This is a genomic window from Pradoshia sp. TA40_28 (assembly GCF_059694525.1).
Window position 1 is genome coordinate 360369 of sequence record NZ_JCATZO010000003.1, and the last position, 16133, is coordinate 376501.

15 protein-coding genes are annotated in these 16133 nt (G+C 37.7%); 3 read left to right on the top strand and 12 right to left on the bottom strand.

The window, feature by feature from the left end; translation table 11 throughout:
- Positions 1-260: 260 nt before the first annotated feature.
- The 4 genes from AC58NB_RS05810 to AC58NB_RS05825 all read right to left on the bottom strand — a co-directional run bounded on the left by AC58NB_RS05810 (position 261) and on the right by AC58NB_RS05825 (position 5926).
- The gene (locus AC58NB_RS05810) at positions 261-3332 is read right to left on the bottom strand and encodes a DNA translocase FtsK (protein WP_497425873.1); all 3072 of its coding nucleotides are present in this window, start codon (positions 3330-3332) and stop codon (positions 261-263) included.
- 116 nt (positions 3333-3448) lie between these two features.
- Complete coding sequence (locus AC58NB_RS05815) at positions 3449-4258, bottom strand: DUF1444 domain-containing protein (protein WP_497425874.1); 810 nt, start codon at positions 4256-4258, stop codon at positions 3449-3451.
- An 89-nt stretch (positions 4259-4347) separates the two neighbouring features.
- On the bottom strand, positions 4348-4680 hold the full coding sequence (locus tag AC58NB_RS05820) for a thioredoxin family protein (RefSeq protein WP_497425875.1): 333 nt from the start codon (positions 4678-4680) through the stop codon (positions 4348-4350).
- A gap of 43 nt (positions 4681-4723) precedes the next feature.
- Positions 4724-5926 carry an MFS transporter gene (locus AC58NB_RS05825; protein WP_497425876.1) on the bottom strand — a complete coding sequence of 401 codons (1203 nt, stop codon included), beginning with the start codon at positions 5924-5926 and terminating at the stop codon, positions 4724-4726.
- A gap of 229 nt (positions 5927-6155) precedes the next feature.
- On the opposite strand from AC58NB_RS05825, the gene AC58NB_RS05830 reads away from it, so the two are divergent.
- Positions 6156-6599, top strand: coding sequence for a YtoQ family protein (locus AC58NB_RS05830; RefSeq protein ID WP_497425877.1), 444 nt, complete (start codon positions 6156-6158; stop codon positions 6597-6599).
- Between the two features lie 245 nt (positions 6600-6844).
- On the opposite strand, the gene AC58NB_RS05835 is transcribed toward AC58NB_RS05830, so the two are convergent.
- Together AC58NB_RS05835 and AC58NB_RS05840 are read right to left on the bottom strand one after the other, a co-directional pair.
- Complete coding sequence (locus AC58NB_RS05835) at positions 6845-7369, bottom strand: DUF84 family protein (RefSeq protein ID WP_497425878.1); 525 nt, start codon at positions 7367-7369, stop codon at positions 6845-6847.
- Positions 7370-7438: 69 nt separating this feature from the next.
- Positions 7439-8515 carry a M42 family metallopeptidase gene (locus tag AC58NB_RS05840; protein ID WP_497425879.1) on the bottom strand — a complete coding sequence of 359 codons (1077 nt, stop codon included), beginning with the start codon at positions 8513-8515 and terminating at the stop codon, positions 7439-7441.
- Between the two features lie 199 nt (positions 8516-8714).
- On the opposite strand from AC58NB_RS05840, the gene AC58NB_RS05845 reads away from it, so the two are divergent.
- Positions 8715-9035, top strand: coding sequence for a hypothetical protein (locus tag AC58NB_RS05845; protein ID WP_497425880.1), 321 nt, complete (start codon positions 8715-8717; stop codon positions 9033-9035).
- Between the two features lie 52 nt (positions 9036-9087).
- On the opposite strand, the gene AC58NB_RS05850 is transcribed toward AC58NB_RS05845, so the two are convergent.
- A complete protein-coding gene (locus AC58NB_RS05850; protein ID WP_497425881.1) occupies positions 9088-9939 on the bottom strand; it encodes a YtnP family quorum-quenching lactonase in 852 nt (283 codons plus the stop codon).
- 66 nt (positions 9940-10005) lie between these two features.
- The gene (gene trmB, locus AC58NB_RS05855) at positions 10006-10641 is read right to left on the bottom strand and encodes a tRNA (guanosine(46)-N7)-methyltransferase TrmB (RefSeq protein ID WP_497425882.1); all 636 of its coding nucleotides are present in this window, start codon (positions 10639-10641) and stop codon (positions 10006-10008) included.
- 147 nt (positions 10642-10788) lie between these two features.
- Between trmB and AC58NB_RS05860 the strand changes: the two genes are divergently transcribed.
- Entirely contained in the window at positions 10789-11091 is a 303-nt protein-coding gene (locus AC58NB_RS05860; RefSeq protein ID WP_497425883.1) for a YtzH-like family protein, read from the top strand.
- On the opposite strand, the gene AC58NB_RS05865 is transcribed toward AC58NB_RS05860, so the two are convergent.
- The 4 genes from AC58NB_RS05865 to AC58NB_RS05880 all read right to left on the bottom strand — a co-directional run bounded on the left by AC58NB_RS05865 (position 11079) and on the right by AC58NB_RS05880 (position 16078).
- The gene (locus AC58NB_RS05865; RefSeq protein WP_497425884.1) at positions 11079-11855 is read right to left on the bottom strand and encodes a phosphotransferase; all 777 of its coding nucleotides are present in this window, start codon (positions 11853-11855) and stop codon (positions 11079-11081) included. The genes AC58NB_RS05860 and AC58NB_RS05865 overlap by 13 nt on opposite strands.
- Before the next feature lie 143 nt (positions 11856-11998).
- On the bottom strand, positions 11999-14134 hold the full coding sequence (pulA, locus tag AC58NB_RS05870; RefSeq protein WP_497425885.1) for a type I pullulanase: 2136 nt from the start codon (positions 14132-14134) through the stop codon (positions 11999-12001).
- Positions 14135-14139: 5 nt separating this feature from the next.
- Positions 14140-15102, bottom strand: a complete 963-nt coding sequence (locus tag AC58NB_RS05875) for a diacylglycerol/lipid kinase family protein (RefSeq protein WP_497425886.1) — start codon at positions 15100-15102, stop codon at positions 14140-14142.
- The gene (locus tag AC58NB_RS05880) at positions 15080-16078 is read right to left on the bottom strand and encodes an NERD domain-containing protein (protein ID WP_497425887.1); all 999 of its coding nucleotides are present in this window, start codon (positions 16076-16078) and stop codon (positions 15080-15082) included. Before AC58NB_RS05880 ends, AC58NB_RS05875 begins: the two co-directional genes overlap by 23 nt.
- Between the last annotated feature and the right edge of the window lie 55 nt (positions 16079-16133).

The window sequence follows — 16133 nt, forward strand, 5'->3', positions numbered from 1 at the left end:
GGTCTCTTTTTTTTGCTATTTGCAATTTGCCTGCTTTGCCTTTTTAGGCTTTACTAAATAGTATTTGTAGTTAAAGCAGTAAAATAACTGTTGAAACGAACAACAAGTATACATTTCATTAGTTAAAAACATAACCTGTATGATTATAAACCTATATATCAGTTTCGTACAATTTTTATCTCTATTTTTTCTTATATATAGTATGGCCTTTTTTGGCAAATACTCACAATTAAATTATTATACAATACTTTCTTCCTATTTTAAAAAGGAGAGTGAGATTCATGTATAGCTTCTAAATCAGATTCTGATATGAGTACATCACGTGGTTTGCTTCCTTTTGATTCGGATAGAATTCCTTCTCTCTCGAGCATATCAATTAGCCTCGCTGCCCTGTTATACCCTATCCTAAAACGCCTTTGCAGGCTGGATATCGATGCTCCACCCATCTCAACTGCAAATTCGCACACTTCGTAATAAAGTTCATCCTTTTCTTCTATATGTTCACTTGTTTTCACCAATTCATTCGGCTCAAACATGTAGGATGGTTTTGCCTGATTACTTACATGTTTCACGACATTCTCAATTTCATCATCCGTTACAAAGGTTCCTTGCAGTCGGACTGCTTTAGAAGTGCCATTTTCTAAGAATAGCATATCGCCTCGGCCCAGCAATTTTTCGGCTCCGCTTTGGTCAAGAATTGTCCGTGAATCGACCTGAGAAGAAACTGAAAAAGCTATTCTCGTAGGAATATTTGCTTTTATCAAGCCTGTAATAACGTCTACGGACGGCCGTTGTGTCGCCACCAGTAAATGAATTCCGCATGCCCTTGCCTTTTGTGCAATTCGGCAGATCGCTTCCTCCACGTCAGCTGGAGACATCATCATTAAATCAGCCAGTTCATCAATCACGATTACTAAATACGGAAGCTTATGCTCCATTTGCCCGGATGCCAGCACCTTTTCATTATATCGGACAATATCTCTGGCACCTGAATGGGCAAACAGCTCATATCTCCGATCCATCTCTTCCACCGCCCATTTCAGGGCCGCAGTTGCAGCTTTTACATCCGTAATAACCGGCGCTGCCAGATGAGGAATATTATTATATGGCGCAAGTTCCACCATTTTCGGATCAATCAATAAAAGTCTGACATCAGATGGATGCGATTTATATAATAAACTAATTAAAACTGAATTAATAAAGACACTTTTTCCGGATCCCGTAGAACCTGCGACTAAACCATGAGGCATTTTCTTTAAATCCGTCGCAATTGCATTACCGGAAATATCTAATCCAACTGCAACCGTAAGTGGAGAAGAATTTTCGATAAATGATTTTTCCTCTAAAACCTCACGCAAATAAACAGGTCTTGTATTTATATTTGGAATTTCAATCCCAATCATTCTTTTTCCAGGAATCGGTGCTTCTATACGGATATCTTTCGCAGCCAGGCTTAATTTTAAATCATCATTTAAATTGGTGATTTTGCTGACTTTAACACCTGGCTCTGGCTGGACTTCAAATCGTGTGACAGAAGGACCTTGAGAATAGGTGAATACTCTGGCCTTCACATTGAACTGTTCAAGTGTATCATCAAGCAATTGAGCTTGTTCAGCAAGCCAGTCTGCATCTTCCTCAATATCCACCCTTGGATTTAATATGGATATATGTGGATATTCATAATTAGTCAGTTTTTTTTTAGGAGACTCCTTAATCTCTGTCTCTTTTTCCGTATTTGTTTTTGGATAGCTAGTAGCAGCTCTATGATTTTTATCATTCTTAAGCATTAATACATTAAAAGGGATGTGCTTTCTACGCTCTTTAATGCGTTTTTCCCTTTCTATCCTGCGTCTTTCTTCTTCATCCATAACAATAGCCGGCTCTTCTACTGTACTATTTTGTTCTGAATGTGTAATTTCATCAGAAAGACTTTCACTATTCTCCAGTGGGTTAGAGCTGCCTGAATCATTGATTTGATTCATTGACGGTTCTTTAAATGGAGTTATGGATTCTGTCACAATCGATTCATTTAGGCCTTCATAGCCAGGCTCCTCGTCCTGTCTATCAACCGGACTGACATTCTGTTTATTTTCCTCAAAGGGGATAATTTCCATGTTTATTTCATTTTTTACTCTTTCCAGCTGATCTTCTTCATTATCCATTCTAATTTCAGAAGAAAGTTGACTGATACCAGTATCTGGCTGTTTATCATTTTCTCTGAGAGATTGTTCTGTTTTCTCCGTCATGGAATTAATTTCTTCTACATTTTCAACTACACTAATCTCTGAAGACTGAATGGAGATATTCTTTTCTGATTCCTCCAAATCGTATTCCAGCTTTTCAACATCAATTGGTTCCTTAGCATCATTCTGGTGATTAAGCTGTATGGATTGGATCTCCTCCTGCTCTTCCATCTCTAGATCAGTATCCAACGTCGCAAAATCCTCTACCAAGATTTCTTCGTTAGAAATCTCTTCTTCATGGATTGCTTTATCTTCTAATGCATAATCAGCGTTGACAAACACTTCATTCATTTCTTCTATAATTTGATCCTCGCCTACTGATCCCCACTCCATTTCACTCGTGGCAGCAACCTCTCCAGGTTTTACTGGAATGGAAATGATAGATTCTGGATTCTTTTCATTCTTCATCTCTATAGAATTTAACCCTTTATCACCATCTTGGTTAGATGTATATGAGTTAACAGTGTTGTTATCTACAGAACTCTGTACCTGCTCAGGATTTTGCGTTATATCATCCTGTACCGTCTTTTCAATTGGACGCTCTGGCTTTTCCTGCAAAGGGCTCTCTTTCTTACCATGCATTTTAGCAAGTACGGAATCCAATGTCGTTTCGGATGGCAATTCATATTCGACCGCTTTATGGTTTTTAGTCCCCGACTGCCTATTTTGAAAACCATAGATTGGCGATGGAATTTCTGTTCGTCTAAAAGGTATCTTATTCTGCATGATTTTGTTTTGTTTCGGTTCTGGCTTTTCGATGACGGCTTTTTTATAAGGCATCTTCACAGAGGGAACAACCGGAGACTTTACAGACTCCCTCACAAACCTTTCCTTCTTATCGCCCAATTCTTTTTGCTTCTTTTTTTGTTCTTTTAATTTTAGTAACTCTTCATCTGAGATTAATGGAAATTTGAAATTATTCTTTGGATATTTATATTGGATTTTAGCTTCAATATCAATTTGTTTTTGTGTTTTTTTTCCTTGTTTAGGTTTAGGTACTTTTTGAATGGTTTCAGGGCTATTAGGAGGTTCTACTTCCTCCTCTACATCCTCATAGAACCAATCAACAATTTTTTTGAAAAAGCTCATAGCCTTCCTCACACTTTCTATTGTTGTTATAAATTACTATTACAGGTTTCTATTTTATCAAAAAATTAGCGCAGTTAAGACACAATCCTTTTAATTGGTATCAATTTCCTAAAAAATTATTGATCTTCCTTTGGCCTGTTTTTTGCTAAAATAAAAATTGGCTCTAGTTCGCCATTCTCATAAAGGAACGGAAGAGCAGTAACCGGGACATTTCCATTTGTGAAAAAGTGCATATTCATTTGTGCCAGAATGTCATATCCTGCATCATTTTGTATGTCTGCAATAATTAAAACATCCTGATGTGGAATAGCCACTGCCATAGTACCTTTCATTTCTTCCTTCCATTTTTTCATTTGCGAATCGATAAGCACTCTCGAAGCATCATAGCCATCGTTATGGTTTATAAAGTAAAAGTCATTTCCACGCACACTGTCTTTTTTAGAGTTAATCGGCAGTGATCTTACATTAAACATAGCCATTGAACGAATAGACTCCTGATCCCATCCTTCTTTACTCATTAGCTCTGCATCAATTAACCTATACGTATTACCCAAATCTAAAGCATAATAAACCCTTGTTTCTGCTGTATGCTCATCCGTGATAAAAGGTATATTTTCACGAGACTCCAAAGGAAATGAGGTTGAACGGATAACTGGGTAAATCAATTTCTCCTTACCCTTTAATGTTTGTTCAGTCCCCATCACTTTCGTTGATTCTTTTATATAATAAAGTACCTCATCAATTGCTTTTTGACCGGATTGTTCATATTTGGATACAAGCGGTGATAACGCAATAGTTATTCCCTTGCCAGTCTCTTTATTTTCAATTCTTAATTCCTCATTATCACGATTATAGGTAAAGCTTAAACCTCTACCAGCTAAACTTTCCATGAGGCGAGTTTTCATTTTAATAGTTGTCATTTTCATAGGGATTCCTCCTTACCATTACTATAGCCTAAATAAACGCTGGCTGCTAAAAAAAAAGCCCCCATATAGGGGGGGAGTATAATAGTTTATCATAATGATGCAATGAAATCTTCAATTTGTTCCTGTGTTTTACGATCTTTATTTACATATCGTCCAAGCTCTTTTCCATTATCAAAAGCTATGAAGCTTGGTATCCCAAACACATCCAACTTAATGCATAGGTCAAGAAATTTATCTCGATCTACGTAAATAAAGGTATATTCTTGATGTGCAGTCTCAATATCTCCTATAAATGGTTCAATGAATCTGCAGTCCGGGCACCAATTCGCAGAAAATAAGAGCATCACTTTCCCGTTTGACATCAATTCATTATAATGCTCCATACTTTCTAATTTCTTCATATTCATCGTCATCCTTTCCATTTCCTCTTGTATAAATTATCATACCCAAATAGGCAAAGGATTTCTATTCTAAGGTTATATTTTTCGTTTCCTTACCAAGAATTAATACCGACATCATCCCAATAATGATAGAAATACTAAAAAGGAGAAAGATTTTTTCAATGGATGTATTGGAGGCCAGTAAGTTCCCAACTGCGAGCGGTCCAAGAATACCACCTATTCTCCCCACCGCCGCCGCCATACCTGTGCCAGTACCTCGTATAATAGTCGGATATTGTTCTGGCGAATAGGCATATAGCGCTCCCCATGCTCCCAGGTTAAAAAATGATAGCAAGCAACCTGAGATCATTAAGGCAGTTAAAGTTTCTGCACTGCCGAAGAAATAAGCACTTACAGCTGTACCGAACAAATAGGTTACCAATACAAATTTCCGTCCGATTTTTTCAATGAACCAGGCAGCTGTAAAATAACCAGGTAACTGCGACAAGGTCATAAGGACAACGTATTGGAAACTTTTTATCAGGGTAAACCCTTTTAAGACCATAACACTCGGAAGCCACAGAAACATCCCATAATAAGAAAATACGACACAGAACCAAAGAATCCATAGCATAAGAGTCTTTATAGCGTATTCTTTATTCCACAATGTCTTAAGTGAATTTACAACAGACATTCTCTTCTTTTCCTTCACCAGTTGAAACTTCTCAGAGTCAGGAAGGTGTATCCTTAAATAAATGGCATATAAAGCCGGAATCGCACTGATTAATAAGGCAATTTGCCAGCCATACGTTGGTATGACAAAGTAAGATATAAGTGCAGCGACGAGCCAGCCTACCGCCCAAAAACTTTCGAGCAGCACGACAATTCGTCCTCTTTTGCTTTCCGGTACACTTTCTGAGACTAAAGTGGACGCTACCGGTAATTCTCCGCCCAGCCCCATTCCAATGATGAATCTAAAAATCAGAAAAATCGACAAGCTTGTTGTCAATGCTGAAAAACCGCTTCCCAACGAAAATAATAATAACGTAATAATTAAAACATTCTTTCGTCCAATTCGATCAGCCCAAATGCCGAACACTAGAGCCCCTACTGCCATTCCTATTGAATTCACGCTGCCAATCCAGCCCATTTGTTCTGAATTTAAATTCCATTCTTTTTGTAGTGCGGCAATAATGAATGAAAGCATTCCTACATCCATAGCATCAAAAAGCCAAGCCATCCCTGCGATTCCTAGCAATTTACGTTCCTTGATCTTCCCTTTCTCCATTCCGTTATCCTCCCTAAAACACCTTATTTACCATAAGTTGTTAAATTATATCTCTATTCTGAAGATTAACTCCTGTCATGACACCTGTCAATACCAATATATCTCATAGAAGAGCAGAAGTTATTGCAATCTATATAATTTTTTATAAACATCGCTCATTCTCACATTTCAAGTAATCGCTTTCTTTGATAAGATGAATAAAAGTACGAAAGTTGAAAGGAGTATAAACATGACATTAACCATTTATCTTGCGGGAGAAATCCATAGCTCCTGGAGAAAAGAAATCAAAGAGAAGGCGGCAGAGAAGCAACTTCCAATTCTTTTTAAAGGACCTAATGAAAATCATGACCTCTCAGATGAAATCGGAGAAAAAATACTAGGTACACAACCCAATTCTATTTTCAAAGATCAGGCAGCTTCCTCTATTAATAATTTAAGGACAGAGCTTTGGATCAACAAGGCTGATCTAGTGATTGCCTTATTTGGAGAGAAGTATAAACAATGGAATACTGCAATGGATGCAAGTATGGCTATCACCTTAGGCAAGCCGCTGATCCTTATTAGACCAGAATCTCTTCACCACCCTCTTAAAGAACTTTCCAGAAAAGCAAATGTTACAGTCACAGACGTGGATCAAGCTATTTCAATACTTGAATATATCCTTGAGGAATAAAAATAAGGAAAGACCGCCATTTGATCTAATTCGGCGGTCTTCTACTGTTTCTACAGGTTTTAAGTAGTTAGCTATGGTATGATTCTAGTAAAATCATATGTAAGGTGAGAAATCCTCATGAAAAAAAGTCTTTTTTCCCTATTGGTATTTATTATTTTGGCCCTCTTCTCTACCAAAATAAAGGAACATAATGAAGTTCTACAGTTATCAGAAAATGAGAAGTACTAATAAAGCTAGTCATGTAGCTATCTTCTTTGTTCTTTTACTTGATATTCATATTGACCAACCAATAATTCAATAATATGCTCAAACATTCGATCTCTTTTAATGCGGCCATTTGAGAAGATGCCTACTGCTCCTTCTGACTTTCGGATATCCTGTTTCTTGGTATATTCATCCATCACTGGTCCAAGCTCTCTACCTGAATATAGCTCATCAGCTATTTCATCAGGCAATTTAATTCGTGCGCCTCCACTTACAAAACTTTTAGTCTCATTTGTGACAAGAGCACCCCAATTGCAAATAAACAACCCATATGGAGTTTTCACCACTCCACCTTCAAGTCCCAGTCCAAAATCCGCCTGTGTTTCTCTCATGGCATTTTTGGCCCTATTTAGTGCACCCTCTATCGTTTCTTCATCTGAAAAGGGCTGCTCACTTACTTCAGATGGTACTTCGATGGAAATAAGCTCAGCTGATAATTCCCGGCCAGCTAATTCTCCAGCTTTTATTTTCGCCGGATTTTTAGTACCAATCGCAATTTTAACCATATAAATCTGCAATCCTCCCTTAAAAAAGAAGGCAGATGGTTGCCTCTGCCTTCTCTTTCGAACCTTTTATTAACCGTTTTGTTTGATTGTTTCAACTGTTGTTTTATCACAACTCTTAACTAATTTAACCATTAGTTCCTTAGCTGCGGCATAGTCATCTACATGCAAAATAGATGCATGAGTATGAATATAGCGTGAACATACACCTATAACAGCACTTGGTATACCACGATTTGTAATATGTACTTGCCCTGCATCTGTTCCACCGTTCGGAGCTACAAAATATTGATAGGGGATTTGGTTGGATTCAGCGGTATCCAATATAAATTCTCTCATCCCTTTATGCATAACCATGGTGCGGTCATAGATTCTCAGTAACGGGCCTTTTCCAAGATAGCCAAAAACAGATTTGCTGCCTGACATATCATTGGCAGGGCTGGCATCACATGCAAAGAAAATATCTGGATCAATCATAGTTGCTGAAGTTCCGGCGCCACGTGTACCAACTTCCTCCATGACGGTTGCACCGCTGTAGAGTATATTAGGTAACGTCTCATTTTGAAGCTCCTCTAGTAATTCGATTGCCAATCCACATCCATACCGATTATCCCATGCTTTGGCAAGGATTTTTTTAGGATTCGCCATCGGAGTGAATTTACTGTACGGAATAATTTGCTGACCCGGTCTCACTCCCATTGCGAGTGCATCCTCTTTATCGTCTGCACCAATATCAATCAGCATATTACCAATTTCCATCGGTTTGGATCTTTGAGCATCACTCAGCAAATGCGGCGGGATTGAACTGACCACTCCAATAATAGGTCCTGATTCTGTATATACCTCTACTCTTTGAGCCAGTAAAACCTGCCCCCACCAACCGCCGAGAGTTTGAAAACGCAGCAAACCTTCAGGAGTGATAGATGTCACCATAAACCCAACTTCATCCATATGTCCCGCTACCATAATTTTTGGTCCTTGTTCATCTCCGCGTTTAACTCCAAAGATACTGCCAAGGCCATCCTGGATGATTTCACTTGTGTATTTCGATAATTCCTTTTTCATAAAGGCTCGTACTTCATGTTCAAATCCAGGTGCTCCCGGAAGTTCGGTAAGAGTTTTAAATAAATCTAAAGTAGACTGCTTCATATATGGATCCCCTTTACCCTATTATTTTCATTTATATATATTCCATTCTACAAAACCGTACTACTAAATACCATAGAGAGGGTTGTACCTGGTTAAAAGATAGCATCATTTAAGCTTAAAATGTATAATGAATGGGAATAGATTAACCAAGCAAAAATGTAAGATCAAAGCTATTACCGATTTGATTGGAGGAATATAAATGAATTGGAAAACATTTATTTCAGGTGTTGCAGCCGGTTTTGCAGCTGGTTATGTCGTTAAGGAATTAACAAATCAAAGCAATATGGCTTCGCCTGAAAAGATTTTGTCTACTATTAAAAGTACGCTTGGTCAGGACGGAGAAACAATTAGAGGTTCCTGGATTATGATGAAACCTGAAAAGTATACAAAAAACGAATTAGAATATGATGTATACAAAGGTGGACTTACGAAGCAAGAAGGTATTGATTCTACACAGTATGAATTTATAGCTGATGCTACAACAGGTACGATCATTGATTTTTATGAACAAGTTAGATAAAAGGACAAAAATACCCCGCTTCCATTCAACCGAATGAAAGCGAGGTATTTTTTTAGCGATTTCGCTTGCGTTTTACTTTTTCTACGATTTCTTTTCCGGTGATATCCCATTTGATTGCACGGTACATATAATCATGATAAAAAGTGAACCAGGCTTGATTTTGAATCCCTTGTTTAATCCATTTCTCTTTAGCAAAAATAGAGTCCATCGGATAATCATCATAAGCTAAAACCCATAGAGGGTTCTGATGAGCATGAGTCGGCATAAGATCGCCCATGTGAATCAATTGCTCATTCCCATCTTCAAATACGATAATACTATGGCCATCGCTATGTCCGCCTGTATGGATCATCCGCAGCCCTTCTGTGATCTGTACTTCCTTTTCAAATGGTTGGACTTGAGAAACAATCGGCTTCCAGTTTTCTTCCCAGTACGTATTACGAGAACGTATATTGGGATTTTTCATTTCATCCCATTCAATTGTTGACGTATAGATCATGGCATTGGAAAATAAACTGACCAATTGGCCATCCTGTAAACCGGTCAAGCCACCTGCATGATCAAAATGCATATGAGTCATCAAAATGGCATCGATATCCTCGTAAGTCATTCCAAGAATATTCAAGGATTCTTCAAGCTTAGACTCTTCAGTGACACCATAATTCCTAATTTGTTTGTCTGTTAGTTTTCCTTTTCCAAGACCGGCTTCAATTAAGTAATTTTTATGTTCTGTCTGCACTAAGATGGGGTCTGTCCTTAACTCTATTTGATTTAAATCATTAACAGGATAACGTCTTGACCACAATGGTTTGGGAACCACTCCAAACATGGCTCCACCATCCATATGTGTATCTCCGCCATTTAACCACGTTAATGTAAACTTACCAAATCGTAAAGTCTCCAAACCCTTAGCCCCCTTAATTATTATGACTGGACAGATCTTACTTACATGGTACCTGTCGTTACACGATTAATAGGATACTTCACAACGGTAGATTGGATTACCTTTTGCCGAGAATTTCTGTTCATACTCCGTCATGATATTGCCTTCCATATCGCTATTGTGTAAATCCAGACTAACCTCATTTAATGTCATTCCATATTGAGAAAAGCTTACAAGAGAATATTCGAATAATCCTCTGTTATCTGTCTTAAAATGAATTTCGCCATGTTCAGGTAAAATTCCTTTATAAAGATCAAGGAATGTCTTATACGTTAATCTTCTCTTCGCATGACGTTTCTTCGGCCATGGATCAGAGAAATTCAAATAAACACGAGAAACTTCCCCCTCCTCGAAAATATCTGGAAGTTCTTGCGCGTTCACATTCAGCAGTTTCACATTCGGAAGATTAGATTCTAACAATCGGTCAAGCGCCGTTACAATGACACGCTCTGCCAATTCAATCCCAATATAATTAATATTTGGATTTTGTGCTGCCATGCCATTTATAAATTGCCCTTTACCAGTACCTACTTCTATATGAATGGGATTATTATTCCCAAATACCTCATTCCAAGAACCCTTTTTTGTAGCTGGCTCCTGAATGCAATAATAAGGATTGGCCATAAGCTTATCCTTAGCCCATGGTTTATAACGTTGTCTCAATTTCGTGCACCTCCGCTAAAATACGTAAAAAAAGAGTAGCATAACATTTTATAAAATACCACTCTTCTTTTAAACAAAATAAAAACCGGCCTATGCCGGTTAACCTATGAATAAATTTTGTTAAACCTTCACAACCTAAAAATGAATATGAAGAGAAGGGTTGTGGATAATTTGCCTTTATCACAAAATCATCATTGGATGTTAGTAAAAGATATTTTAAATAATCATCAAGAGGATTGCTGCGGTTCACAATCTGAATGCGAACAGCTGGAGAGAACCGTTAAGTCTCTAATGATTCAATCCGGACTTGATGAAAATACAAAAAACGTCCTTGATGAAATCTACCAGTACAGCCAAAGCGGCATCCATGCCGCAAACCTGGAAAGTCATATAGAAGCACATCAGCAACAACTCTCAGGTTGGGTTCATGATATTGATCAATATTCCTGAGCAAATTTCAAATATTCGATATACCGGTTCATTTCATGCAACCGGTTTTTTCGTTTATGTAAAACGATATTTTGAATAGTCTGCGCCAGTACATACCATTTCATTCTTAGTTTAAGGTCTGCAGTGAGTTGCAATCCGTATTTGGAAAGCCACTCCATCCAATTCTCCTGTTTCACATAAGAATACAAAAGCATACCAATATCCATGGCTGGATCTGCAATGATTGCGCCATCCCAATCAATCAAATATAACTCCCCCTTGTCGTTTAAGAGGATATTATTATGATTAATATCACCATGGCATACAACTTGCTGATCGTTGTTGACATCCTGTATATGTTTTTCCATAAACTCAATTATATTTTGAATACTTGGATGATCTCCTAATTCCTTATCAAGGGAGTTTTTTACGGAATTTAGGATTTGTGTAGGCGTTTGGGCTGTTTTACCGAGGCGCTCGAGCATGTTTAATAAAGGTTTGGATAGATGGATTTTCTGAAGTAATTCAGCTACAGCCTCTTCACTCATTTCAGTCGGGAGTAATTCCCTTCCATTCATCCATTCCTGAGCAGTAATCACATCTCCATTTTCAAGCCTCTTGGTCCAAATCAGTTTTGGTACTATTCCTTCAGCTGAAAGTACAGCTAAGAAAGGAGATGAATTCCTTTTTAAAAATAACTTTTGTTCATCATGCCTGGCAACAAACGCTTCACCTGTTGCCCCTCCAGCAGAGGTTATCTCCCACTCTCGCCCTAAATAATCCATGGTATTCACCTTCAATAATCTTTTCTTTTTCTGGCACAGTTTTATATAAAAATAAAAAAGACAGCCATTGACTGCTTTTCTCCAATAGCCATCTTCTTAAATTTTAGTAGGTTTGGGATACATTCGTCAAGTGTTCCTGTCCATTATTCCTGAACAAATACATAAGTTCGCAATGGTTCAAGGGTATATTCTCTTACGCTATCCCCGATGATCCTGTCTCCTTGCTCATTATCACAGCTATCACAGAGAATATCCCATTCGATATCACCAGGTAGTGTAATCGTTGTTTCTGATTCAGCATGATGGAAAATAACCAATATATTTTTCCACTTTCCATAATCTCCAACATTCTCATACATCAGCGTATGGCAATTTGTACTAATATCCACCATTTTTGTATGGCGCTCTAATTCTTCGCGTGTTCGGAAGCGAAATGCACCATGACTTTTCCGAATTTGTATTAAACATTTTAAATAAGTAATCGTTTCATCATGCTCTTCTCTTAGATCCCAATTTAATTCATTAATCCAATCGGGTGAACAGTAACTATTTTCGATACCATGCTTAGTTCTAAAGAACTCCTGTCCGCTATGCAAAAAGGGGATTCCTTGAGAAAGCAAAACAATACTCGTCGCAAACCGATGACGCCGCTGTCTGATTTCATTTGATTCTATACCATTGGCCAGCTGGAGTCGGTCCCATAACGTGTGATTATCATGAGATTCCACATAATTGACGGATTGTGTAGGCATTAATGGATATTCAGAGCTTTTATTGGTTACAAGCTGAAAGAAGTCACTTGGCTCAACTTTTTTACCGGAAATGTAGCCCACATCTTTTAAATCAAAATTACTTCCTTTAATGGTATCTCTAAAACGGTCATTGAAAAATCCTATTCCTCTTAATTTTGAAGCATTGGCAATCGTTGATTTTTTTTCAGCTGGAAGCGCAGTATGTAAATCCCAGCCTTCACCCAAAAGGATTGCATCCGGTTTAACTTCCCTGACAACCTGTTCGATTTCTTTCATGGTGTCGATGTCAATTAAACCCATTAAATCAAAGCGGAATCCATCTACCTGGAAATATTCCAACCAGTATTTCACAGAAGAAACAATGAATTTACGCACCATAAACCTTTCTGAAGCCACATCATTTCCACAACCACTGCCATTTGCAGGCATTCCGTTTGCATCATAACGGAAATAGTAGCCTGGAACTATTTTTTCGAAATTAGATAATTCTTTTTCGAACATATGATTATATACAACATCCAAAATGACACCAAGACCATTTTTATGGAGACTTTTAATCAGTGCCTTTAATTCCTCTATTCGATTGAATGGCAGATGCGGATTAGTACTGTAAATCCCTACCGGTGAATTAAAGTGACGGGGATTATAGCCCCAGTTATACTCCTTACCAATGATAGTCTCATCCATACCAGAGAAATCATTAACTGGTAAAAGTTCAATATGAGTCACTCCAAGTTCTTTCAAATAACTAATCCCGGTTGAATACCCTTTATTTGTTTTCGTATTTTCCTCAGTAAACGCTAAGAATTTCCCTTTAGCATTCATCCCGCTATTTTGATGATGAGAAAAGTCACGTACATGCGTTTCATAGATGATTGCATCCACATGGCTTTCTAAAGGTGTAATCTGATAGGAATGTCTTTCAATCTGTTCCGGGTCTATAATGGCACTGTATTGGCCATTTACAGATACAGCTTTTGAATAAGGATCGGTTGCCTCTCTCCAAATGTGATTGACACGCACGAGATAGGTATAAAAATAGTCCTTTAAGTCATTATGAATGGTTAGTGACCATACACCGCGGTCACCGCGCTGCATAGATACTGTCCCTTTTTCTGCACCAAAATCATTGATTAGCTTAACCTTTACATTGGTAGCCGTCGGTGCCCAAAGTTTAAAAACTGTCTTTTCTTTTGTATAGACAGCCCCTAAATCATCTCCATCATATTGATAATATTCATCAAATTCCGGGGTTCTGATTACAGCCCCCGTACGGAGGCTAAAAGCCATGCCTTTATCGTCCTCTATTTGATACTCTTCACCGAGCGGTATTTCAAAAGGAGCATTACATACATATTTTATGTAATGCTCTATTTTAATGACTTCCTCAACTTGTAATGCCCCAATTTTCTGACCTTCGAAATAGATAGTAAATACGGGAGTTTCGTTATTGCGATAATTTAGTGGAATTAATATCGTAATCCGATTTAATGCGTCCAAAAAAGCTGAAAACCTATCTGAATACACAATGTTCACTCTCCTATAGCTGCAATATTTACTTTGTGATGATGCATATCAACGATTATCTCGTTATTGCCAATATAATCGCCGTCTGCATGGATAGGTGCTGGTTTGTCAGATGAAAGTTTAATTTGTTTCCCTTTCAACTCCTGTACTCCTCTTATTTTTAAATGGCCGCCCCATAATACCGTCACGAACATCGAAATAAGTTTTATCTTGGAAATATTATGTACGATTATAATATGAAAAAGCCCGTCATCTGGTTTCGAGTTTGGTGAAATCTTTATCCCGCCTCCGAAATAGGGCTGATTGGATATCGTAACAAGCCAAACATTAGTGAAAGTCAGGTCCTTGCCATCTAATGAAAGAGAAACATTAGATGGTTTATAGGTTAACCATTTAAAGAAAAAGAAATATAAATAAACAAGCTTCCCAGCACCAATTTTATTAAAGTAATATTTAGATTTTGACTCATTTACAGCTTTTGTAACAGCTGCATCCAATCCAATACCCAAACTATTAACAAAGTAACCCTTTTTGTCAGTTTTATAAGATCCGAGATCAATAGGATTCGTTTTATTACTATTTTGATATAGATTTAGCCATGCTTTTACAGGATCCTTATCAATATTGTAGCCCCTTGAAAAATCATTACCGGATCCTGCTGGAATATAAGATAATCTGGCATTCTTATACTCTACAGCTCCATTAATGACTTCATGAATCGTCCCGTCTCCCCCTACTGCAACGATTAAAGCATCACTTTTTTTCTCCAAAATTCCCTTTGTCATTTCACTAGCATGCCCTTCATATTCCGTATACCTAAATTGATAATTGATATTTTTCTCATCTAAATCTTTCTGTACCTTTTTCCAGATTTTCAAGCTTCCCCTATTCTTCGCGGCAGGATTTATAATGAAATGAAACGTTTCACTATTCATTAAAGCTTCCCTATAAACCGCTCTCTCTATCAATCCCTTCCACCTCCTCTTCCAAATCCATCCTGATTTTATAGGCAGTACTGCAATAATCCAGTAGGACCTGCGCTGACTTAAGCTGTTGGTTCTTAATTGGAGACTGATTATTGCGCATACCTTCAAACCATTTTGGATAAGATCGCTTATCAATCATCATCTCTGTATGAATGGCGTTTACATCATCTATATACCCATTGCGGCAAATGATTCCTTTCCTAACAGGCATTTCAATCTCTTTGTTGCTTAAAATCCGAGCAATGATTCTTTCCATACGATTTATGGATATATACGGATTCAATACTTTTTTATCAGCCCGGTTATGATGCCTTCTGGTCCAGAACCTTCCCTTGTCCGCCAGAAATACAGCATCCTCTTCTGCTTCAAGAAATGTTAAGCACCAAATTTCCGTTGGTGTCATCAACAGAATATCCAGTTCAACCGGCGCATTTTTCAGCTGGAAGACAGGCTTATAAAGAATTAGGCAATTATCAGGGAAGCTTTGCAGAAAATAACGTAGTCTATTATCATGCATATAATTGGCATTGACGACTGACTTTTCTCTTAGTGTTGAACTGGCCCATTTAAGCTGATAATGAAAAATTCGGTCTAAAAATTGCTGTTTCAGATCATTTTCTGTACGTGGAAGGAATCTTAAAAATCGACCCAATTCCTGTTCTGGTCTTGCATTCGTTTGTTCTTCCTTTAGGGAGAGAGAGTTCCCCCCCTTAACTCTAGTAAACATTTTCCTGAACTTTTCCGGAAGCAGCCTTTTTTTGACCACCAGTTCATTCTGTAGGTCATGGGAGTCAGAATCCTCGGCACCAATCAACCAATCATTGATATCTCTATTTTCATAGGCTTGTTTTAATTTGATCCACTGTTGTTTCTTTAAACGTACATACTGAGAAGAATAATGATAAATATCCTGTTCATAACGGGATACATAATCCTGCAGTTTAATCAATTGTCCCATCCCGTTTTCCCCTTGCTCTTTTTTAATCTTTGTTTATTGTTATTCAGCTGTTCCG

Excerpts from the sequence above, each read along its gene's own strand:
- AC58NB_RS05810 (WP_497425873.1), bottom strand. The coding sequence starts at position 3,332 with ATGAGCTTTTTCAAAAAAATTGTTGATTGGTTCTATGAGGATGTAGAG.
- AC58NB_RS05815 (WP_497425874.1), bottom strand. The coding sequence starts at position 4,258 with ATGAAAATGACAACTATTAAAATGAAAACTCGCCTCATGGAAAGTTTA.
- AC58NB_RS05820 (WP_497425875.1), bottom strand. The coding sequence starts at position 4,680 with ATGGAAAGGATGACGATGAATATGAAGAAATTAGAAAGTATGGAGCAT.
- AC58NB_RS05825 (WP_497425876.1), bottom strand. The coding sequence starts at position 5,926 with ATGGAGAAAGGGAAGATCAAGGAACGTAAATTGCTAGGAATCGCAGGG.
- AC58NB_RS05830 (WP_497425877.1), top strand. The coding sequence starts at position 6,156 with ATGACATTAACCATTTATCTTGCGGGAGAAATCCATAGCTCCTGGAGA.
- AC58NB_RS05835 (WP_497425878.1), bottom strand. The coding sequence starts at position 7,369 with ATGGTTAAAATTGCGATTGGTACTAAAAATCCGGCGAAAATAAAAGCT.
- AC58NB_RS05840 (WP_497425879.1), bottom strand. The coding sequence starts at position 8,515 with ATGAAGCAGTCTACTTTAGATTTATTTAAAACTCTTACCGAACTTCCG.
- AC58NB_RS05845 (WP_497425880.1), top strand. The coding sequence starts at position 8,715 with ATGAATTGGAAAACATTTATTTCAGGTGTTGCAGCCGGTTTTGCAGCT.
- AC58NB_RS05860 (WP_497425883.1), top strand. The coding sequence starts at position 10,789 with ATGAAGAGAAGGGTTGTGGATAATTTGCCTTTATCACAAAATCATCAT.
- AC58NB_RS05865 (WP_497425884.1), bottom strand. The coding sequence starts at position 11,855 with ATGGATTATTTAGGGCGAGAGTGGGAGATAACCTCTGCTGGAGGGGCA.
- AC58NB_RS05880 (WP_497425887.1), bottom strand. The coding sequence starts at position 16,078 with ATGGGACAATTGATTAAACTGCAGGATTATGTATCCCGTTATGAACAG.